This is a genomic window from Saprospiraceae bacterium (assembly GCA_016710235.1).
Classification (GTDB): Bacteria; Bacteroidota; Bacteroidia; order Chitinophagales; family Saprospiraceae; genus Vicinibacter.
In genome coordinates this window covers 2,886,080-2,908,354 of the sequence record JADJLG010000001.1, presented here as the reverse complement: position 1 = coordinate 2,908,354, position 22,275 = coordinate 2,886,080, and the positions used below count along the sequence as shown (strand labels likewise).

The 22,275-nt window shown below is 38.3% G+C and carries 21 protein-coding genes; 15 read left to right on the top strand and 6 right to left on the bottom strand.

The genetic code is table 11. From position 1 onward, the window contains the following. The first annotated feature begins 31 nt into the window (after window positions 1-31). The 15 genes from IPI99_11480 to IPI99_11410 all read left to right on the top strand — a co-directional run bounded on the left by IPI99_11480 (window position 32) and on the right by IPI99_11410 (window position 16,450). Entirely contained in the window at window positions 32-1,432 is a 1,401-nt protein-coding gene (locus IPI99_11480) for a c-type cytochrome (GenBank protein ID MBK7341140.1), read from the top strand. Between the two features lie 23 nt (window positions 1,433-1,455). Then, window positions 1,456-4,641, top strand: a complete 3,186-nt coding sequence (locus IPI99_11475) for a 4Fe-4S dicluster domain-containing protein (GenBank protein ID MBK7341139.1) — start codon at window positions 1,456-1,458, stop codon at window positions 4,639-4,641. Window positions 4,642-4,661: 20 nt separating this feature from the next. Further along, on the top strand, window positions 4,662-6,080 hold the full coding sequence (gene nrfD / locus IPI99_11470; GenBank protein ID MBK7341138.1) for a polysulfide reductase NrfD: 1,419 nt from the start codon (window positions 4,662-4,664) through the stop codon (window positions 6,078-6,080). Between the two features lie 19 nt (window positions 6,081-6,099). Next, window positions 6,100-6,621: a DUF3341 domain-containing protein gene (locus IPI99_11465; GenBank protein ID MBK7341137.1), complete on the top strand. Its 522-nt coding sequence runs from the start codon at window positions 6,100-6,102 to the stop codon at window positions 6,619-6,621. A gap of 1 nt (window position 6,622) precedes the next feature. After that, window positions 6,623-7,447, top strand: a complete 825-nt coding sequence (locus IPI99_11460) for a cytochrome c (GenBank protein MBK7341136.1) — start codon at window positions 6,623-6,625, stop codon at window positions 7,445-7,447. Window positions 7,448-7,476: 29 nt separating this feature from the next. After that, on the top strand, window positions 7,477-8,748 hold the full coding sequence (locus IPI99_11455) for a hypothetical protein (protein MBK7341135.1): 1,272 nt from the start codon (window positions 7,477-7,479) through the stop codon (window positions 8,746-8,748). Between the two features lie 18 nt (window positions 8,749-8,766). Beyond that, on the top strand, window positions 8,767-10,269 hold the full coding sequence (locus IPI99_11450) for an OmpA family protein (protein MBK7341134.1): 1,503 nt from the start codon (window positions 8,767-8,769) through the stop codon (window positions 10,267-10,269). 14 nt (window positions 10,270-10,283) lie between these two features. Beyond that, window positions 10,284-12,134 carry a cbb3-type cytochrome c oxidase subunit I gene (locus tag IPI99_11445; GenBank protein ID MBK7341133.1) on the top strand — a complete coding sequence of 617 codons (1,851 nt, stop codon included), beginning with the start codon at window positions 10,284-10,286 and terminating at the stop codon, window positions 12,132-12,134. Window positions 12,135-12,262: 128 nt separating this feature from the next. Beyond that, on the top strand, window positions 12,263-13,072 hold the full coding sequence (locus tag IPI99_11440; protein MBK7341132.1) for a protoheme IX farnesyltransferase: 810 nt from the start codon (window positions 12,263-12,265) through the stop codon (window positions 13,070-13,072). Window positions 13,073-13,077: 5 nt separating this feature from the next. Continuing rightward, the gene (locus IPI99_11435) at window positions 13,078-13,653 is read left to right on the top strand and encodes a cytochrome c oxidase subunit 3 (GenBank protein ID MBK7341131.1); all 576 of its coding nucleotides are present in this window, start codon (window positions 13,078-13,080) and stop codon (window positions 13,651-13,653) included. Between the two features lie 19 nt (window positions 13,654-13,672). Further along, a complete protein-coding gene (locus tag IPI99_11430) occupies window positions 13,673-14,515 on the top strand; it encodes a cytochrome c oxidase subunit 3 (GenBank protein MBK7341130.1) in 843 nt (280 codons plus the stop codon). 12 nt (window positions 14,516-14,527) lie between these two features. Further along, window positions 14,528-14,998, top strand: a complete 471-nt coding sequence (locus tag IPI99_11425) for a cytochrome C oxidase subunit IV family protein (GenBank protein MBK7341129.1) — start codon at window positions 14,528-14,530, stop codon at window positions 14,996-14,998. 12 nt (window positions 14,999-15,010) lie between these two features. After that, window positions 15,011-15,607, top strand: coding sequence for a hypothetical protein (locus tag IPI99_11420; GenBank protein ID MBK7341128.1), 597 nt, complete (start codon window positions 15,011-15,013; stop codon window positions 15,605-15,607). A gap of 5 nt (window positions 15,608-15,612) precedes the next feature. Further along, window positions 15,613-16,137 (top strand): DUF420 domain-containing protein, encoded by a 525-nt coding sequence (locus IPI99_11415; GenBank protein MBK7341127.1) that lies wholly within the window; start codon window positions 15,613-15,615, stop codon window positions 16,135-16,137. A gap of 73 nt (window positions 16,138-16,210) precedes the next feature. Continuing rightward, window positions 16,211-16,450: a hypothetical protein gene (locus IPI99_11410; protein MBK7341126.1), complete on the top strand. Its 240-nt coding sequence runs from the start codon at window positions 16,211-16,213 to the stop codon at window positions 16,448-16,450. On the opposite strand, the gene IPI99_11405 is transcribed toward IPI99_11410, so the two are convergent. The 6 genes from IPI99_11405 to ccsA form a co-directional block, all read right to left on the bottom strand. Continuing rightward, window positions 16,438-17,115, bottom strand: a complete 678-nt coding sequence (locus IPI99_11405; protein ID MBK7341125.1) for a PorT family protein — start codon at window positions 17,113-17,115, stop codon at window positions 16,438-16,440. The two genes, IPI99_11410 and IPI99_11405, sit on opposite strands and share 13 nt — an antisense overlap. 165 nt (window positions 17,116-17,280) lie before the next feature. After that, window positions 17,281-17,958, bottom strand: a complete 678-nt coding sequence (locus IPI99_11400) for an NAD-dependent deacylase (protein MBK7341124.1) — start codon at window positions 17,956-17,958, stop codon at window positions 17,281-17,283. A 12-nt stretch (window positions 17,959-17,970) separates the two neighbouring features. After that, window positions 17,971-18,537 (bottom strand): hypothetical protein, encoded by a 567-nt coding sequence (locus tag IPI99_11395; protein ID MBK7341123.1) that lies wholly within the window; start codon window positions 18,535-18,537, stop codon window positions 17,971-17,973. Between the two features lie 46 nt (window positions 18,538-18,583). Continuing rightward, window positions 18,584-18,820 carry a hypothetical protein gene (locus IPI99_11390; protein MBK7341122.1) on the bottom strand — a complete coding sequence of 79 codons (237 nt, stop codon included), beginning with the start codon at window positions 18,818-18,820 and terminating at the stop codon, window positions 18,584-18,586. Window positions 18,821-18,828: 8 nt separating this feature from the next. After that, on the bottom strand, window positions 18,829-19,626 hold the full coding sequence (locus tag IPI99_11385; protein ID MBK7341121.1) for a DUF2520 domain-containing protein: 798 nt from the start codon (window positions 19,624-19,626) through the stop codon (window positions 18,829-18,831). After that, on the bottom strand, window positions 19,619-22,171 hold the full coding sequence (ccsA, locus tag IPI99_11380; GenBank protein ID MBK7341120.1) for a cytochrome c biogenesis protein CcsA: 2,553 nt from the start codon (window positions 22,169-22,171) through the stop codon (window positions 19,619-19,621). The genes IPI99_11385 and ccsA overlap by 8 nt, the downstream gene beginning before the upstream one ends. Window positions 22,172-22,275: the final 104 nt, after the last annotated feature.

Here is a 22,275-nt window from a genome sequence, read left to right as displayed (position 1 = left end):
ATATTTATACCCATTTAGAATTCAATCTGTTATGAGCTGCAAACGACTGTTTCTTCCGATCCTGGCGTTAGTATTCTTTTCCGCAGTTCTATCTGCCGCACCAGATATTGAAGTTGGAAAAAATTTATTCAAGAACAACTGCGCGGCTTGTCACAACAAAAGCATGAAAGATGACATGACAGGGCCTGCTCTGTCAGGGTTCACTGAACGATGGTCTTCTTACCCAAAGGAAGACTTATATAGTTGGATACGCAATTCTCAAGGACTTGTAAAGAAAGGCCATCCCAAGGCTACCGAATTGTTTGCGAAATGGAAATCTGTCATGACTCCATTTCCGAATTTAACCGATGACGAAATTGAAAGCCTCATTTTGTATGTCAATGGTGTTGCTGCCGGTACATATGGTGCACCAGCAGCTGCGACTCAAGGTGGAGCCCCTGCTGCAATTACTCCCAAGATTAACCCGATGTGGTATTATGGGATAGCATTGATATTACTTGGGCTAGCTGTTTTTCTGTGGAACATCATGTCGCAGTTAACTTATTATCAAAAAGTAGCTGCAGGTGATGAAAAGGCTGAGCAGCCTTCACTATGGAGGTCGCTTCGAAGTCGTGCAGTATTAGGTTTTTTATTGTTTGCTCTCTTCTTGTTTGGGGGATATACTACAGTGAACAATGCCATCAGTCTCGGACGCAGTCAAAATTATGCTCCCACACAGCCGATTAAGTTCTCACACGCTGTGCATGCCGGCTTACACAAAATCGATTGTAAGTTTTGCCATGATGGCGCCAGAAGATCTAAGCAAAGCGTGATACCTGGAGCAGGAACCTGTGTCAATTGTCACAAAGCGATCAAAAAAGGTTCCAGATATGGCACAGAGGAAATTACAAAGATCTTCGTATCTGCCGGATTTGATCCATCCAAAGATAAATACATAGAAAACTATGATCAATTATCTAATGAAGAAATAGGTAAGATTTATAAGGATTGGATTGGAACCAATTGGATGAAGCAAAATGAAGTCACTAGTATTTCAGAAGCTGGACAATCACAAATCGATCAGCAGTGGGCAAGAATTGTCAAGAGTATGACAAGTAATACAAAACAAACACTGAGCGGGCCAATAGAATGGGTCCGACTTCACAACTTACCAGATTATGTTTATTTCAATCACTCACAACACGTGACTGTAGGTAAATTGGCTTGCCAGACTTGTCACGGAAAGGTGGAAGAAATGGATGTAATGAAGCAATATTCGACACTTTCAATGGGATGGTGCATCAATTGTCATAGACAATCAGATGTCCAATTCAAAGACAATAAATACTATGATTCTTATAGAACTTTCCACGATGAACTCAAAGCAGGTACTCGACAATCTGTAAAAGTGTCTGATATCGGAGGATTGGATTGTCAAAAATGCCATTATTGATTTTCTTAATTTAAGGAGACGAAATGAAAAATTTTCACAAAAACAGTTGGATTGATGACAAAGATTTGTCTGGTGACATTTCATTTATTGAATCATCGTCTAACGAACTTCAACCCATTGCCGTAGAATCTATTCTTGAAGATGAGAGAGCAGGGTTGATTGAAAGTAACCGCAGGGATTTTTTAAAGATTCTAGGCTTTGGGGTAGGCGCTGCCACATTGGCATCTTGCGAAATTCCAATTAAAAAGGCAATCCCATACACGATCAGACCGGATGATATCGTACCCGGAGTGGCAAATTATTACGCTTCTACATTTGTAGATGGTGGTGACGTTTGCTCAGTACTGGTAAAAACACGTGAAGGCCGACCTATCAAAATTGAAGGCAATTCACTTTCGCCAATATTCAAAGCAGGGACTTCAGCAAGAGCACAGGCATCAGTGCTGAGTCTATATGATTATAATAGAATTCGAAAACCTGCCATCATGGATGGTCAAAGTCTGATGGAGAAAAGTTGGGATGAAATTGATTCTTTGTTGAAAAAGGAATTTTCAGGAGGCGGTCAAATACGGATTTTATCACGTACAATGATGAGCCCAAGCTTGAAAAATGCAATCTCTGAGTTTTCGGCAAAGTATAATGGCACCAAGCATGTTATGTATGATCCAATTTCGTCAGCAGCTATGTTGGATGCTAACCTGAAAAATTTTAATCAGCGCGCAATTCCGGAATATAGATTTGATCTCGCTGATGTAATCGTAAGTTTTAATGCCGATTTTCTGGGCACATGGATATCTCCGGTTGAATATGCAGCTCAGTATGCAAAAAGACGCAAAATTGATGCTAAAAATGCTTCAATGAGTAAGCATATACAGGTAGAGAGTGGTATGTCCCTGACAGGATCTAATGCTGACAACCGGATATTGGTGAAGCCTTCTGAACAAGGGGCAGCTATCGCCTTTTTATACAATGCGATCGCTTCACAGACAGGAGGTGCAACTATTACAAGCCCTGCCTTAAATGATAAAGCAAAAGCAGCACTAACTAAAGTAGCCACAAGCCTTACAGCAGCCAAAGGAAAGTCTTTGGTCATCAGTTCTAGTAATAATCTGGGAGAGCAAATTCTCATCAATTCAATCAATCAGGCATTACAAAATGTAGGTCAGACCTTGTCATTTTCTAGGGCATCCATGCAACGACAAGGGAATGATCAAGATATGGCGCAATTGCTTAAAGACATGCAAGCTGGTTCAATATCTTCTCTGATTATTATTGGTGCTAATCCTTGTTATGACTACCCAATGGGTGCGGCTTTTGCGGAGGCATTGACAAAAGTAAAGAACTCCGTTTGCACAAACTCGATTTTAGACGAAACGGCGTCAATGTGCAAAGTATTGGTACCAGATAACCATTATCTGGAATCATGGGGGGATGTAGAAATCCAGCGTGGCCGCTTTTCATTGATTCAACCTACGATCAATCCGCTTTTCAATACTAGACAAATTGGCGTTTCTTTACTGACTTGGACCGAATCAGCCAATTTTAATGCTAAAGCTGAACAAGCTTATTACGAATATTTGAAGAACTATTGGTCTCAGAATATTTTATCTAAGGCAAAAAATAGCTCATGGGATCAAGCATTACATGATGGTGTCATTGAACTGTCTGTCCCAGAACTTGCCTCTTCATTCTCTTCGAATGTAACCGAAGCAGCATCGCTGATCACTAAACCTTCTGGTGCGGAGACCGAAATTTCTTTCTATGAAGCAGTGAATATGGGAGGAGGACAGTATGCAAACAATCCGTGGTTGATGGAAATGCCCGATCCGGTCATGAGGACCGTATGGGGAAATTATCTTGCCATACCTATTCGCTTTGATGGAGATCGCAGATTCATTTCTGCCTACAATGTGAAAGAAAACGGCGAATTGGTAGACTTATCCCTGGGTTCAAACACTTACCAGGTAGGTACCTTCAAGCAATTTGGACAAATGGAAGGTACGGTATCTATAGCATTGGGATATGGCAGATCAAAAGCAGGTGTATGTGGCACAGGTATTGGTACTGATTTTTATAATCAACTTCCGGTCAAAGATGGTTATACACAATATTTTTTGACAGACATAAAGGTTGGAAATAGTTCCGGCGATATAGAGAAAAATTTTGCCTGTGTTCAACATCATCATACTCTGGGAGTCACAGCGATCGAAACCAGCACAGGTAACAAGATAAATGCTGACGAAGCCGCATTAGTAGATGACGCTTTCAAACCTTTGACCAAAGGGTACCAAGGCTCGTTGACCAAACGTACAGTATTACGTCATGCCAATTTGAAAGAGTTGCCTGAGGCGATAAAACATTTGGAAGAAGAAAGAGCCGAGGCACAAAAGCTTAACTCACATACATTATATCCAGGGCATTCTTACTTATATAATTCGGGGCATCACTGGGGATTGCACATAGACTTGAATGCTTGCACTGGCTGTGCCGCTTGTACTGTAGCCTGTATGGCTGAGAATAATGTACCGGTCGTCGGGAAACGTGAAGTTTCAAGACATCATGAAATGACATGGCTGAGGATTGACAGATATTTCTATGGAGACGTAGAAAGTCCGAATGTCGTATATCAACCCATGATGTGTCAACATTGCAACAATGCTCCCTGTGAGAATGTATGCCCTGTAAATGCAACGAATCACTCCTCAGAGGGCTTAAATCAAATGGCATATAATCGTTGCGTTGGCACGAGATATTGTGCAAATAACTGCCCTTATAAAGTTAGAAGGTTCAACTGGTATGACTTCATGGCAGCAGATTTATTCCCTGTGAATCAACATAATATAAATAAAGAAACAGATAAACCATTTTATGCAGAGAATCTGGTTAGAATGGTTCTGAATCCAGATGTAACCGTCAGGTCCAGAGGGGTTATTGAGAAGTGTTCTTTCTGTGTACAACGAATTCAGGAAGGCAAACTCAATGCAAAAAAAGACGAAAGAAGTTTAACCGATTCTGATGTAAAGACAGCTTGTCAGACCGCTTGTCCGACCGGAGCCATTACATTTGGTGATATGAATAATGAAAGTGGAGTATTAACGGGAAAGTTGAAGAATCCTTTAAACTATATTGTGTTAGAAGAGGTCAACGTGCAGTCAGTGGTAAATTATACAATGAAAGTCATTAACCGGGACGAAAGCCTGGATGCTTAATTATATCTAAAAAACAGAAAATGTCAGTAGTAGTTTCTCCGGTAAGGCGTCCGTTGGTAGAAGGACACAAAACCTACCATCAGATTACAGAAGACTTGTGTTCTCCAACTGAAAAATCACCTTCAAGATCATGGGTGATAGCATTTATTATTTCTGTAGCTGTAATGTCCTATGGATTCTTTTGCATATTCTGGACCATATGGATGGGCACAGGTAGCTGGAATCTTAATAGGACGATAGGTTGGGGTTATGATATCACCAATTTCGTTTGGTGGATCGGTATAGGCCACGCAGGTACATTGATTTCTGCGATTTTGATGCTTTTCAGACAGCGTTGGAGAACTGGAGTAAACCGAGCAGCAGAAGCGATGACGATTTTCGCGGTCATTTGTGCGGCTATATTTCCACTGATCCACGTGGGTAGAATTTGGGTTGTTTATTATTTCTTCCCTTATCCGAACACACGAGGACCTTTATGGCCAAACTTCAATTCACCCTTATTATGGGACGTATTTGCAATTTCGACCTACTTTTCAGTGTCTTTATTATTTTGGTATACTGGTTTGGTACCTGACTTTGCCACCATTCGAAATCGCGCTACAGGCTTAAGAAAAAAAATATACAACTCACTTTCATTCGGTTGGACTGGATCAGCAAAACATTGGCAAAGATGGGAATCATTGTCTCTGGTTCTCGCCGGGCTTTCTACACCACTGGTACTCTCTGTACACACTATAGTCAGCTTTGACTTCGCGACTTCAGTAATTCCCGGATGGCATACTACAATTTTTCCTCCGTATTTTGTTGCAGGAGCGATTTTCTCAGGCTTTGCGATGGTTCAAACACTCATGGTGATTACACGGAAAGTTTTGCATCTTGAAGAATATATCACTTTGGAACACGTCGAATCCATGAATAAAGTTATTCTGGTTACTGGTACCATCGTTGGAGTTGCTTATTTAACAGAGTTATTCATCGCATGGTATTCAGGTTATGTGTACGAACAGTTTGCTTTTTTCAATAGGGCTATGGGTATATACTGGTGGTCATACTTTGGTATGATGACTTGTAACGTTATCTCACCTCAAATCTTTTGGGTTAAAAAATTCAGAAGAAGCATTTTTGTGACTTTCTTCATGTCTATTTTCGTAAATATAGGTATGTGGTTCGAGAGATTTGTAATTATTGCAACAACACTCGCAAGGGACTATTTACCATCATCTTGGAGCTATTATAAACCAACTTGGGTTGAAATTGGTATTTATGTAGGTACGATAGGCTTGTTCTTTACATTATATCTGATTTTTACAAGGGTAGCTCCTGTGGTAGCAATTGCTGAAATCAAACATATCCTTAAAGCAGGTGGAGATCAATATATCGGTGAGCATGCGAACCATTCACACCATTCATCACAAAGTTCTCATAACATTCACCATTAATTATTAAAATTCGATAACGATGCGTCAATATCATAAAGAAGTAATTTACGGAATATACAATGACGAAGAGATATTGCTTCGTGCAGTGAGAAAAGCCAAAGCAGATCATCTTGAAATCATGGATGTTTTTACTCCATTTCCGGTGCATGGGTTGGATCAAGCGATGGGACTAGAGGAGTCACGACTTCATCATGCGGGTTTTGTTTATGGATTAATAGGCTGTCTGACAGGCTTTTTAGGGATGACTTGGATTTTTACCAGTGATTGGCCAATTATTTTTGGAGGAAAACCTTATTGGCCCGTACCTTCCTTTATTCCCATTACTTTTGAAATGACTGTGCTCTTTGCAGCATGGGGGATGACGATAACCTTCTATACAATATGCGGATTATGGCCAGGGGTTTCAAATCCTCAATTGGATTTGCGCACTACAGATGATAAGTTCTGCATAGCATTTGACAAAGGAGAGATTTCTGTTGCACAGGCTCAGTCATTCTTTCATGATACTGGTGCAGAAGAAGTAAACACAAAAACTATCTAAGATGAAAACATTGAAGATATTTAGTTTCGCAATATTTATAGCCTTTGTAGGGCAATCGTGTTCTCCTGCAGGAGGGAATTCTCCGGGACATGAGTATATGCCTGATATGGTACATTCTACTGCGGTCGAAGCAAATGTCAATAACTACTATTGGTATCATACTTGGGATTCTGATGAATATTTAAATTATGCTTCACCTCGCAAACCTGTAAAAAATACAATAGCAAGAGGATATTGGGGAAATTTATCGGGTGACTCTTCTTCTCGCCAAGCCTATCAAATGGCAATGTCTGGAGATGCATATAATAATGCAATCAGGGTAAACCCAAATGGCAAAGTAGCTTATTTGTATGGAGATTCTGAAGAAGAAAGAACTCGTGCAAAAAAAGAAATAACTAGAAATGCTTATCCTATTACTGCTCAAGGATTAGAAAAAGGTAAACAATTATATGGTATATATTGTGCCATATGTCATGGTGATAAAGGCGATGGTGCGGGGTATCTCGTCAGGGAAGATGGTGGAGTCTATCCAGCGCAACCGGCCAACTTCTTGAAAGACGAATTCATTACATCATCAGAAGGAAGATATTACCATGCTATCATGTACGGTTTCAATGTAATGGGTGGGTATTCTGATAAACTCTCCTATGAAGAGAGATGGCAGGTGATCCACCATATTCGTGCGCTGCAAGCTGCATCAAAAAATCTGGTTTATTCTGAAAAAGAAAATACCTTAACCAATTCTATTGCAAAGCTGGAAGCGGTAAAAAGTACAGTGAATGTTGCAACACCTGTTGTAACACCTCCGGTGAAGAAAAATAAATAAGTTAGACTAACAAAACAGGAAGAAATCAAATGAACTCAATACAATTACCCAATCGTGACAAATTGATTCTGGGAATCATGGGTGGGATTGGTTTGCTATCTATGATCTATATATTGTTAAATGACGACGAGCATTTTTCAAGATTCTGGACTAATTTTTTACACAATAGCGTTTACTTTACTCTCATTGCATTGTTCGCAATTTTCTTTGTTGCAGTCAATCGAACTGCTTACGCAGGGTGGAGTGTTGGATTCAAGCGAGTGTGGGAAGCAATGTCGCAATTTATGTTGGTGGGATTTGTGTTGATGCTGATTATAGGTTTAGGTGTATTTCTTCATTGGCATCATTTATACCATTGGGCAGATGAACCGGCTGTACAGAGTGATGCTGTTTTGACCGGAAAATCTAGTTTTTTGAATAAGTATTGGTACCTTATTGGAGGTTCAATTATTATGGGATTTTGGATATTTTTTGCTCATAAACTGAGAAGCTTAAGTATTCATGAAGATGATCATGGCGGAAAAGATCATTCCCACTATAATCAAATGAAATTTTATGCAGCAATTTTTTTACCAATCGTAGGATTTTCAAGTGCCGCTGCTATTTGGTTGTGGGTCATGTCAGTTGATGCTCATTGGTACAGCACCATGTTTGCTTGGTACTGTAGTGCTAGCTGCTTTGTAAGTATGATCGCTTTGACTATATTACTGTTGATCTATCTAAAGAATAGAGGATATTATAGCAATGTCAATTCAGAGCACTTTCACGATTTAGGAAAGTATTTATTTGCATTTTCTATATTTTGGACTTACCTGTGGTTTTCTCAATACATGTTGATATGGTATGGAAACGTTGGAGAGGAAACGATTTATTTTAAAACAAGGATCCAAGAATATCCGGCATTGTTTTATGGTAATTTGCTTGTCAATTTCTTTTTGCCATTTTTAATTTTAATGAGAAATGATAGTAAACGAAAATATGGTACAATGATTTTGGCAGCACTATTGGTTTTCATAGGTCACTGGGTAGATCTTTTCCAAATGATAAAGCCGGGAGCCCTACATACCATTCAAGAATCAATGAATCATGCAGCAGCTGCGACAGAAGCTGCGACGGGGCACGGACACGAAGCTGCTTCTTCATTCAAAATGGGATTTTCAATACCGGGGATCGCAGATATCGGATTTATGTTGGGTTATTTAGCATTATTCATAGCAACTACTTTGCACTTTTTGGCTAAAGCTCCTCTCGTTCCGAAAAATGATCCATTTTTACAAGAAAGTTTACATCATCACGTCTAATCGAAAAATGAGTTTGACATGACAGGTTTAATTATAATATTATCGATCATTATTCTCTTCGTAGTCATTATACAGATTTCGAAGATTAATGATATTACAAATGCAATTCGTGGTGAGGAAGCTACAGAAGTGAGAAATGCTAATTCAAATGGTATTTATTTCCTCATTTTCGGTACTATTTTTCTTGTTGCATGTATCGTCAGCGCTATTTATTATTCAGACTATCTTCTTGGTTTTGGACCGAATCAGCCTGCTTCTGAGCATGGCCATAGAGTTGACAATGCTTTCAAGATCACTTTATTTTTTACTTCCATAGTATTTTTCCTGACACACATTGCGCTTTTCTGGTTCGCGTATAAGTATAGATACAAGCCTGGAAAAAAAGCTTTGTTTTTGCCGCATGACAATAAACTAGAAGTCATATGGACAGCTGTTCCGGCATTAGTCATGACAATATTGGTTGTTCAAGGCTTGGTTACCTGGAATAAAGTCATGGCAGATATTTCTGAGGGTGAAGATCATTTGGAAATAGAGGCCACTGGTTGGCAATTTGCGTGGAATCTAAGGTATCCTGGTGCCGATGGGAAACTAGGTGTAAAAGACTTTCGATTAATAAGACCGGGTGAAAACGAACTTGGCCAAGATTGGCATGACGATAGAAATCACGATGACTTTAATGCAGATGAACTTGTATTGCCAAAAGGTAAAAAAATTCGTGTTCGAATCACTGCAAGAGATGTGTTGCACAACTTTTATTTGCCACATTTTCGCGTTAAAATGGATGCTGTTCCTGGGATCCCGACGTATTTTATCCTGACTCCGGATAAAACCACAGAAGAATATCGACAGGAACTTCGAAAGTACCCGGAATGGAATTTACCTTCAGATCCAAATGATCCGAAAAGCGATCCTAAATGGAAAACATTCAATTTTGAATTGGCTTGTGCAGAGCTCTGTGGAAAGGGCCATTACAGTATGCGAAGGCTTGTGAAGGTGGTGACACCTGAAGAATTCGATCAGTGGAACAAAAGTCAAAAGTCTTTTTATTTGTCAAATATTCGAAATACTGATGCCGATCCATATGTTGGATTGCCTATCAAAGCAGAGGTTTTCTCAAAAGCAGAAGCATTGAAGACTTCGCTTACAAAGGCAATGGAGATGGGTTCCACAGAAGAAATGAGGACGATTTCACTAGACAATATTTATTTTGAATCAGGATCATCTAAGCTTTCTCCGGAATCTGAATCTGCGCTCTCAATTTTGAAAGAAGCCTTTGACAAGAATCCTAAACTAAAAGTTGACATCAGTGGACATTCTGATAATACCGGGGATCATAGTGCTAATGTCAGCTTATCTCTGGATAGAGCAAATGCTGTAAAGGAGTATCTTACATCACGTGGAATTGACACAGGCCGAATGTCAAGCTTCGGTGTTGGTCCGGATAAGCCGATAGCAAGTAATGAAACTCCGGCAGGTCGCGCTAAAAACCGACGCATTGAATTTAAAATTTTATCCTTTTAAAAATTCTGTAAATTATGTCCTCAAACAATCATCATAATCAAGAAACAGATGTCCTGATCGAAACCCAGGGCTACGATGATCATTTTCATGAGCATCATCATGGGGATAAATACCAGATGAATTTTCTGACTACTTATATTTTTAGTCAGGATCATAAGATCATTGCAAGGCAATTTCTAATAACCGGAATTTTTTGGGCGATTATTGGAGCAGCAATGTCTTTGGTTTTTAGAATTCAGCTTGGTTATCCGGACGCAGATATTTCCTGGTTAAAACCGATTTTGGGTAAATGGGTAATTGTAAATGATGCGGGAATTGGATCTCTCGATCCTGAGTTCTATTATGCTTTAGTGACAATACATGGGACAATAATTGTGTTTTTTGTGTTGACTGCAGGCTTGAGCGGTACTTTTAGTAACCTGTTGATCCCATTGCAAGTAGGTGCAAGAGATATGGCTTCACCTTTTTTAAATATGTTGTCATATTGGTTTTTCTTTCTTTCCAGCGTCATAATGTTTTATTCTTTGTTCTTGAGTACAGGGCCATTTGCCGGTGGTTGGACAGCATATCCACCATTAAGTGCATTGCCACAAGCTTCTCAAGGTTCAGGGGCAGGAATGACCTTGTGGTTGATATCATTGGTCTTGTTTGTGGTGTCTGTACTCTTAGGTGGAATCAACTATATTACCACTATCATTAATTTGCGGACTCGCGGTATGACATTATGGAGAATGCCGCTTACGATATGGGCTTTTCTTTTTACTGCAATTCTCGGATTGTTGTCATTTCCAGTTTTAGCTTCAGGATTTTTCTTATTGTTGTTTGATAGAAGTTTAGGTACAAGTTTCTACTTGTCGGATATCTTTATTAATGGAAAAATGGTAGATGTTATCGGGGGTAGTCCAATTTTATTTCAACACTTATTCTGGTTTCTAGGTCACCCTGAGGTTTATATTATTATATTGCCTGCAATGGGCTTGGTTTCTGAAGTCATGGCAGTACATTCACGCAAGCCAATATTCGGATATAGAGCCATGATTTATTCGATGTTAGCGATCGGCTTTCTTTCATTTATAGTTTGGGCTCATCACATGTTTATGTCAGGATTGAACCCATTTATATCCAACTTCTTTGTTGCTTTCACTTTGATGATTGCAATACCTTCAGCTATCAAAGTATTCAACTGGATCAGCACCTTGTATGGTGGAAATATCCGGATGAATACGCCTATGATGTTTAGTATAGGATTCGTATCTATGTTTATCTCAGGAGGACTTACAGGAATTTTCTTAGGCAATTCTGCAATCGATATTCAGCAACATGATACATATTTTGTGGTAGCACACTTTCATATTGTAATGGGTGTTGCCGCGTTTTTTGGAATGTTTGCCGGAGTGTACAATTGGTTTCCAAAAATGTTTGGCAGATATATGAATGAAACGATGGGGAAGATCCATTTCTGGGGTACCATAATAGGAGCTTATGCGGTATTTGGGCCGATGCATTATTTAGGCTTAGCAGGCGTACCTCGTCGTTATTATAGATTTGATAGTTTTGATGCCTTTTCAGGCTTTACTGATATGAATCGATTCATTACTATAGCAGCTATTCTAACTTTCTTTGTTCAGCTGGTTTTTGTAGTAAACTTCTTTTGGTCAATATTTAAAGGTAGAAAGGTGACAACACAAAATCCTTGGGGATCAAATTCTCTGGAGTGGACAACACCTATCAAACCGGGTCATGGAAACTGGCCGGGAAAAATTCCAACAGTTACCAGGTGGGCATATGACTATGGAAAAGATGGGGTCGAATTCACTCCTCAGCACATCCCTTTGAAAGAAGGTGAAAAAGATAGTTCTCATTAATCAGATAGTATTTTTTCTTATCATCAATACTGCATAAATTGAACAAGCAACAGACCAAAGTAAGCGTAATTTCTAGGAACAACGTTCTGAAGGATATTGGTCAGCTTGTCAAATTCAAATTGAGCCTGATGGTTGTTTTTTCATCCATGCTTTCATATGTGATATTGTCCGGAGGCAATTTTAGTTGGGAAAATTTTATGCTGCTTTCTATAGGTGGGATGTTTGTTACATTTGGAGCAAATGCACTGAATCAGGTGTTGGAAAGAGATTTTGATCGTCTTATGGAAAGGACAAAACTGAGACCTTTGCCGGATAGCAGGATGAATGTTTCATTTGCTGTTTTGATCAGTGGTTTATTTTGTTTGTTAGGCATAGCCAGTCTAGGATTGATAAATCCTTTAGCATCTTTGCTTGGTATGCTTTCTTTTGTAATGTACACATTTGTGTACACGCCACTCAAAAGATATTCTACGTTAGCCGTACCTGTCGGAGCAATACCAGGGGCATTACCTGTATTAATCGGTGCAGTAGCTGCTCAAGGGACAATCACTGTTGAAGCTTTGTGCTTGTTTGCGATTCAATATTTATGGCAGTTTCCTCATTTCTGGGCTATTGCATGGCTTGGACATGATGACTATACCAAAGCCGGGTTTAAACTTATTGCGGATATTGATGGCAAACCGGATCCTTTATTTGGAATTTATTCAGCAATATATACCAGCATAAGTTTGTTGATATGCATATATATGTTTGTCCATTACGATTATAATCCTCTCATTGCAGTTGGATTAATTTCCTCGGTGCTGGCTTATGTATATTTCAGTATAAGATTATATACGGACAATAATAGACATGCAGCTAGAGCATTAATGTTTTGTAGTATATTGTATTTGCCCTGTATGCTTATTTTGTTCACTATTCAATCCATGATTGGCTGATGGCAATGTATGGCATATTACCAAAGGAAGGAGCTGAAGGCAGATACTTTGCCTTGAAGTTTGCACTCTGGGCAGGAATGGTTTCTATCAGTATGATGTTTGGTGCTTTTACGAGCGCATACCTTGTAAGAAAACCTGCAGGAAATTGGTATGAATTCAAACTTCCCACAGCATTTTTATTCAGCACAATAGTTTTGTTGATTTCATCATTATGCCTTGAGTGGGCTTATCGATCTTTCAAAAATGGTAACGAAAAACCCTACAAGGCAGGGATTTTCCTTTCTTTGGTGACCGGAGTGATTTTTATTGCTTTGCAAGTGCTGGGATGGAAATCTATGTTTGCACAAGGGATTGCGATCAACTTGAATGTTTCAGGTTCGTTTTTGTATGTGATTTCCGGATTTCATGCACTGCATGTTTTAGGTGGAATAGCTGCTTTATTAGTATCGAGTTTATTCGCATTTTCAATGCCTTTTTTGAATTCTGCAAGGCGAATTTTAAGACTTGATCTGGTAAGACAGTATTGGCATTTTGTTGATGTGCTTTGGATTTACCTGATGTTATTTTTAATTTTACAATAGACATATTTATACAGAATATATGGCAACAGATCATTCATTACAGACCCACGATCATTCATCAGACGCGCAGCTCTGGAATGGAGCCAAAGAGCCATTTAAGGCGAGTTATGGTAAATTGATGATGTGGTATTTCTTATTGTCCGATGCATTTACGTTTGCAGGTTTTCTGATAACGTATGGGACATTGAGATTTAGCAGCCCTACTTGGCCGGTACCTGATTTTGTTTTTTCTTCCCTACCGGGAGGCATACAACACAAGCCTTTGATCTTTGTAACGATTATGACATTTGTCTTAATCTTAAGCTCAGTGACTATGGTTAGAGCTGTGCAGGAAGGCCACCGCGAAAATAGAAAAGGTGTCGTATTCTGGATGTTGCTGACTATAGTCGGTGGACTTGCATTCCTTGGATGCCAAGCATGGGAATGGACTACCTTAATCAAAGGTGAACATATGTCGATTACCAGAAACCCATTTGGTACGCATATCGAAAGTGGAACGTATCTGGAAGGCGATGGCCATGATATCAAAGAAGGAGATACCTTTCATGCTGGCCAATCTTTCTTAATACATAAACACGATGGACATTGGGCGCCATTGAAGTACAAAACAGAAGCCGGAGATGTGAAAGAACAGCAGTTTGGCCCTAAAGCTTTTGGTGCTTTGTTCTTTTTTATTACTGGATTTCACGGTTTTCACGTATTCAGTGGGGTGGTATTTTTATTGATTATCATGTTAAATGTCTGGAGTGGAATTTATATCAAAAGACGCAATAAAAATGAAATGGTCGAAAAAATAGGCCTTTACTGGCATTTCGTCGACTTAGTTTGGGTATTTGTATTCTTAGTTTTTTATCTACTTTAATTAGAATATATTATGGCAGGTCATCTATCATACGAAGCAAGTAAAAAGGTTGTATTCAAAGGACTAATATTATTGGGTATCGTTACACTAGTTGAAGTGTTTATCGCACTACTCGGTAAAGGATACATTGTACATGGTTTCCATTTGCCTAAGCTCATCATGTATACTGCTATGATTTTCTTGAGCTTGTACAAAGCTTACTTTATCATTTATGAATTCATGCATATGCGTTATGAAGTACCAGGTCTAGTAAGGAGTGTTTTATTTCCTACAGTCCTACTGATTTGGGCAGCAATCGCATTTTTTCAAGAAGGTAATACTTGGAGAAAGTATAAGGCAAGGGTACATGATAGGGAAGTGATATTGCCTAAGACAGAAGCAGATCATGCTCCTTCTCATGCACCGGAAGTGAAAGAAACCAATCATCCGGAGATGAAAGTAGAACCTGAAGGCAAGCCTGTTGAAGAGGTTCAGCAACATTAATAAGAGCTGAGTATGTCGGCTCAGCTACAGAAAATATTACGCACAGGTGGAGTTCTGGTTGTATTAGTAGGTCTGCCGATTTTCGCATGGTATTTCCTCAATAAAGGAGCTCAATTAAGATACAGAGTAATGACTGAACTGAAACCCAAATCTGAGGTTTTAGATTTTATTATAGCTATTGAGAAAGACTCAATATTTTCCAAGGAACAACTTCGAATAGCAAAATCTCTAATTGCATTTATTCGGCATTCAGAAACGGGTCAGGTTGCTGAAAAAAATATAAATCGTATATATACACAAAGTAGTAAGGATTTTCAGCCGCGCATGATTGTATTTGAAGTTGATAGTAGCTATCCTGACTCAGTTATCATGAAGCCAAAACCTGCTGTTACCAATCAGGAATATGTGAAGGTGTATCAAATCTCTGAGAATCTGTTTAAAAATCAGTTCCATTCTGCATTTCATCTTCCTGACTCTTTGGTAAAGTCGAATATTGCTATTCTGGTTGACACACAATTGATGATCCGAAATTATTATCAATTAGATGACCAAGCGCAGCTTCGCAATCTTGTGTTGCATTATCCGGTTTTCTTGTCTCTTAAAAAATAATGCTCATGAATACGGGGAGATACAAACAGCTCAATATTCTGGCCTGCATTATCAGTGCAATTGTGTTGCTTGTAATTGTATTTATGCGCAGAATTCATATCGAAAGTTCAATCGATTTTAGATTTTTACCTGCAGTATATTCGCTTTTCAATGTGATTAGTGGAAGCTTGCTGATTGGCGCCTATGTCGCAATAAAAAAGAAAAACATTAGCCTTCACAGGAGATTGATGACAGTGGCTTTGATAACTTCATTCTTGTTTCTGTTAATGTATGTAGTTTACCATATAACCACACCTGAAACAAAATTTTGTAGGGAGGGATTTATAAGAACATTATATTTTTTTATACTCATCACACATGTTGTGCTTGCTGCAATTTCTTTTCCTTTTATTTTGTTTACTTATATTAAAGGTCTTACTGAGATGTTTGATAAACATCAGAGGATGGCCCGATGGGTTTTCCCGATTTGGCTATATGTTTGTTGGAGTGGACCTTTATGTTATATTCTTCTATTTCCATGCTATCAATAAATGAAATCGCTTCAATTTCTGATTGATTTTCTTGATAGGGCAAATTTTTGTTAAATTTTAAAGTGTTACCAGATTGAAAACCATAACTTTTTACATCTTTTGTTTTAGCTTGCTCTCAATTGATTTGTTTTCACAATGTCCAATGTGCAAGATGGCAGCTGAATCTAATCTCAAAGGGGGAGGAATGGCAGGACAAGGATTGAATACAGGAATACTTTATCTACTTGCCCTGCCTTATATTGCAGTTGGGGTGATGATTTATCTTTATCGAAAGAATCGAAAAGAACTTGAAAAATCAGGTCAGAATACGTAAGCTAATCCTGTTCCTAGTCCCAAAGCATACCTTCTGGTACGGATATCGAGTATGGGTTCGTCAGATAAGTCATTCAGACCGTGTTGAAATGATCCAAAGAAACTCAATTTAAAATCTTGTATTGGAATTTCAAATCCAGCTTTTGCCATTAAACCTATTTCCCACCTGTTGAAAATATTATTGTTCAAATTGAGATCGTAAGTTCCAAGATTAAAGTCTATTAAGAAATTTGCTCTCGTTTTAATTTCTCCATCTACAGCAAATGCTACATAAGGACCTGCACTGAATATTCCGTGGATTTTATTTCCTCCTGTCCTATAACTCAACAAAGCCGGCACTTCTAGAAAGTGAAAACGCGGGATGGCGGTAACTCCAGCTGAGACAGGTAAATTATACACTTCAAAATCCAGACCTTGTTTCACCTTAAATCCGGTAAGATGATACTGCAATCCCGTTTCAACACCTAAACCTAATGGAGAATAGTACTTCAGGGTGATTCCGGTTTTAGCACCTGTGATGTGACTTACATTATTGATTAAATTATAATCTCCACCTATATTCATATTGGAAAATGAGGGAGCAATTTCACCGCCAATTTCCAATTGTGAAAAAACCGAAGTTTGGGAGGTAATCACAAATGATAAAAGAACAAAAATTTTTTTCATGGTTTGTTTTTTTAAGATCAGACTACCATGCACTGAGGAAAGTAAACAACAAAGTGTTAAAATAAAATTATGGAACCTTTAATTCATTTCGTTCAAAACAGATTTTGCGGCATATTAATTATCATTAGAATTTCAACTGATATATGTGGATTGAATGTCTCAATACTAGAGCCGTAAATCCTCGATACAGCTTGCAAGCCCCGTTGTAGCTTTAGAAGCATAAACCTTTAATTTAGATTCAGGAATGCTACTGATCGAAGCAGGATTTTGATCAATGTAAATGATTGGACAATCTGTATAGTGAATTAATGATGCTGCGGGATATACCAGTAGTGATGTGCCGATCACGAGTAACAACTCACAGTTGGCCACTATTTCAGCAGCTAATGGAATCAATGGAACCTCCTCACCAAACCAGACAATATGTGGCCTAAGGGGACTGCCCAATTCACATTTATTTTCTTGGCTTAGGTCGTCAAACCAATCATAAATCAAACTGGGATTTAATGAACTGCGTACTTTGAATAATTCACCATGGAGATGGATTACTGATTTTGAACCAGCTCTTTCATGAAGATCGTCGACGTTTTGTGTGATGATTTTGACATGATGCTTTGATTCTAATGCAGCAAGACTGTAATGTGCCGCATTGGGTGTTACCTCTTTGAGCTGTTTTCTGCGCATATTGTAGAATTCCAAAACAAGTTGTGGATTACGCTTATAACCATCTATGCTGGCAACTTCATAAATATCATGACCTTCCCACAATCCTCCGGCATCTCTAAACGTCGAAAGCCCACTTTCCGCACTGATTCCGGCACCGGTCAGAACAGCAATTCTCATTATACAGTATAATTATTGATCTTTCCCACGTTTCAACCTAAAGCTAATTGTGGCTTTACAGTTTTGAATATAAAATGCCTTTCCCGATTCCGTTCCTTGAATATTTCCTGTAAAGGAAAAGGACCCTGTTATCTCTTCTCCAATTTCACCATATTTGCTGAGAGTCACGGGCTGGTAAGCGGGAATGAACATATTGTACTCATCGCCATTTTCATACGCCAGCAGGATATCTCCAGAACCACCACCACCCGGGCCGGCAACTGATGTTGTATTGTGGCTCCCGTCAACTCCGGTACCGCCATCCCAAGCCCAGTTAATGAATGATTGTGTATTCAACTTATTATTGTGTTGCATTTCAATCGGCTCTGCATAAACCTTGGTAATACTCCTGCTGCTAATAAAGTTCACATCTTCTACAGTGGTAGATGCATGGATGAGCGAAATACTCTGACCTGCCAATGCCGTTTTGTCAAAGAGTATTGTGTATTCACTGGGACCATCAAATCCTGTAGAAGGCTCGTCAGGTACACAGGAGCCTAGCCAGATGACCACGCCGATAGTGAGAAAAATGGCTTTCATCAGAGAAGTTGTTCGAAAAGAAAGAGTGGAGATCATATTCACGATTTTAAATAATTAGTTTCTTGTATTCAGCATTCATTTTGTCAAAAATGGCAAAAGCAGAATTTGTAAATTCCAAATTGACCATGCTCTCTATATCCTGAAATCCTTTTATTTTGTCGCTTTCCAAAAATTTATAGACCTGCTCAAAAGGACCAATTTCCACTTTTAGAATGTATTTGTTATCGTTTTTAAAAACGTTAATTACTAAATTTTTGTGTGGAATGATGCCGATATGTCTCATGATGAGGCCTATTTTTTGTCAAAAGTAAGCTTGATTAAACGTGAGTAATCCTCATAAAGTTGTTCAAATTCCGGAAAATTCTGGATTAAATAATTGATATGTTTTGAAATGGTTTCATTGTCCTTCCTTTTTGCAGGCCCGGTCTGGTTCAATCCGGGTTCAGTTAAAAAAGCGGTTGATAAACTTTGATCCACAAGAGGCTTCAATATATCAAACGGCAAATGATTTGCAGTTAAAATTCTATGGGCGATTACTAGATTGAAATTGGTAAAATTATTTGCAAAAACCGCTGCAGTATGAATCGCCATTCTATTATCATCGGAAATTATATGATGCCTGCATTTTAATCTGTCAATGAGCAACAACAATTCTTTAGGGGTATCGTCAATGAACTGTGTAAACACCGGTATTTTATTCCATTTAACCAAATTATGTTTTGAAAACGTCTGCAGAGGATAAAAAACACCTGTATTTGCAGAAATTGGGTCATATACTTCAAGTCCTCTCGAGCCGGAAGTATGAACAAGGATTTGAGATGAAATTATTCTAGATTGAATGCTTTTCATCACATCAGCTATCTCGTCGTCTTGGACACATACAAAGATGATTTCAGCATCCAAACTTGCCTCTGAAACTTGAGAAATATAATTTGCTTGAACAGCTGCTGCCAGATTTTTGCCGGTGGTTGAATTTCTTGAAATAATTTCAATTGCAAGATTACCTTGAGAAAATAATACAGTCCCAAGCTGAGTAGCAACATTTCCTGACCCAACAAGGCAATATTTAAATCCTGCTTTATTATCCATTTTTACGCATTGCAGCAGTAATCAATCCGGCTACCATCATCATGCCACCTAACCATACCAATATTATACCTGGAAAATGGATCATTTGCAGAATGAGAAATTTTCTGCTTGAATTTTCCTGATTAAATAAAATGGGAAGCAGGGGAGGAATATCCTGTGAAGTATTGTATTCGATTTCAAATTTATATATCTTCCTTAGTGGATCTACACCTGTCAAACTCAATTTTATTTCACCATTCTTACTGATGTCATGCCAGAAATAAGGGATCTGATTTGAAATGAGGTAAACGGGTTTTAAGACAGTATTTATCTCTGTACCTTTAATATTTACTTCAGTCATGATGTGAATTATTTCTGGTAGATTGTTGTCATTTATAGCTTTTTTGATAAAGTGTTTGATATTCCCTAAGCTGATATCACCTAATCCCACAAGTTGAATGTGTTGGCCTTGAGACAACTTAAAGCTCTGTTTTCTTTTCCTGTATGATTGTAAAAAAAACTGTGTGCTGTCATGAGACCGGATGGCGGTGTTTTGATATTCCGGATCCTGATTTTTTCCAACTGCTTGCTTGTCTTCCAGTATGATATCAGATTTAGGTAATTTACCTGGATCAAGCTGATTTTCATTATGGAGATAAAATAAGTAGTGGGGTTCTGTAACGAATAAACTCGAAGTATCTAACTGCCTACTTTGATAGCAGAAACTATCTAAACGAAGTGAGCCTGTTATCCTTCCTACTCTCAAATCAAGCCTCAATTCATCGAGCGCTTTTTGTGGCGCCTGGGATTCATTTGATTGAGCAACATGAACAAAAATATCATGGCTGAATTGATGTTTGACATATGGGATATATGCCACAATTTTATTGTTCTTGTAGTCCCTTTGTACTGAAGGTTTTAAAATAAAGCTATCTTTAATTTGCCCTTGAACATTATAGTCTTTAACCGAAATTAAATAAGTGGTGAAAGGCTTTTCCGTTTTTTCGGCGAGATAATTTAATTCATACGATTCAGTTTTAGAAGGTTTCCCAAATTGTAGCATAAAATGTTTTTTACTTTCTGCATTTTCATTTTCAATGAGTGAAATATTCTGAGAAAGTGTAATGTACTGCTTATATACTCCACTAATGAGTACTCCCATGATAAAAACCCCAAAGCCAATATGTGAAACAGTTGTTGAAAGTTTTTTATTCCATAAATGTTTGTTTTGGTGAAAATATAGTAATGTCATCAGTATCATACCAATAGCTGAAGACATTAATACGAAATTGCTAAACGTATATTTTGGAAAATAATATAATATGGCACCACCTATGCTCATGCTGATGATCCCTGTCACAATGAATATTCTATAAGTTGTTTTGATCCGCTCTGTAGTCAGGAAAGTATAATAGGGTATTAGTAATGCGAGGCTTGAAGTCAGGCAGATGCAAACTGCTATCCATAACTGAAATCGATTGTGGTGATCGATAGGGTCAATGGGGCCGTTTTTCAAATATTTCATTGCATTGAAATCCAATACAGTAGATAACTGATTTACAATTTTATTGTAAACGGGGATTGAAGTGGTAAATCCGATCAATCCGGCGCTAAATAATAAAACCAGAGCAGCAACAAATAACCAAAATTCCCTTGATAGCAATTTTTCTTCATCTTTAATTTGTGGAATGGTTTTATATTTTCTAAAAAAAATAGATATGGACAAAATCGCAAGTGAAGCCAGAAAAAAAACAAGTTGGTATTCCAACCCCATTTGAGTAAAAGCGTGCGCAGAGCTCTCTCCCAATATCCCGCTTCTGGTCAAATAAGTAGAGTATAGGACAAGTAAAAAGCTTAAAATATAATATGTAAAAAGTGAATGGAAACCACGTCTTGTGTTTTGGACAATAAAATGAGTGTGCACGCCGGCTAACAAAAGTATCCATGGTACTAGACTCATGTTCTCGACTGGGTCCCATGCCCAATACCCTCCAAAACTTAATGCCTCATAAGCCCAAGCGGAACCCATTAATATACCTAGTCCCAAAATTGCCGTTGTGATCAAACTCCATCTCAAACTTTTCTTGACCCATGTCTGAAAATCTCCGGTAGTCAATGCAGCTAGTGAGTAAGCCCAGGGAACAACAGTGGCAGCAAAGCCAAAAAACAAAACTGGTGGATGGATGAGCATCCAGTAATTTTGCAAAAGAGGATTCATTCCTTTTCCTGTTATTTTGGAGACATATTCGGGATCCGAAAAAATAGGAGCATCGATCATATGTCTCAGCAATACAAAAGGGTTACTTCCAAGCCTATAATCTCCCAGGTAAATACCCAAAAGCATACTGCATAGTAATACCTGCACTCCGACTATACAGACCAGCACGATCCTGTTGATCCGATTTTGATCCTTTAAAAAGAATGATCCAATACAAGCATTCCAAAACATCCAAAGTAAAAAACTCCCTTCCTGACCTTCCCAAAAGCCCGATAGTAAAAATCTGAGTGGTAATTCATCTGAAACATGCGTCCATACGTATTGATATTCGTAATATTTGCTGTACATTATGTACAATAGAAGTCCAATTGTCAAGAGAATTCCTGAAAATTGAATATGGTATGCCCATTTAAACCAAACAGCATGAGAATCTTTTGATTTAAATGTAAAAT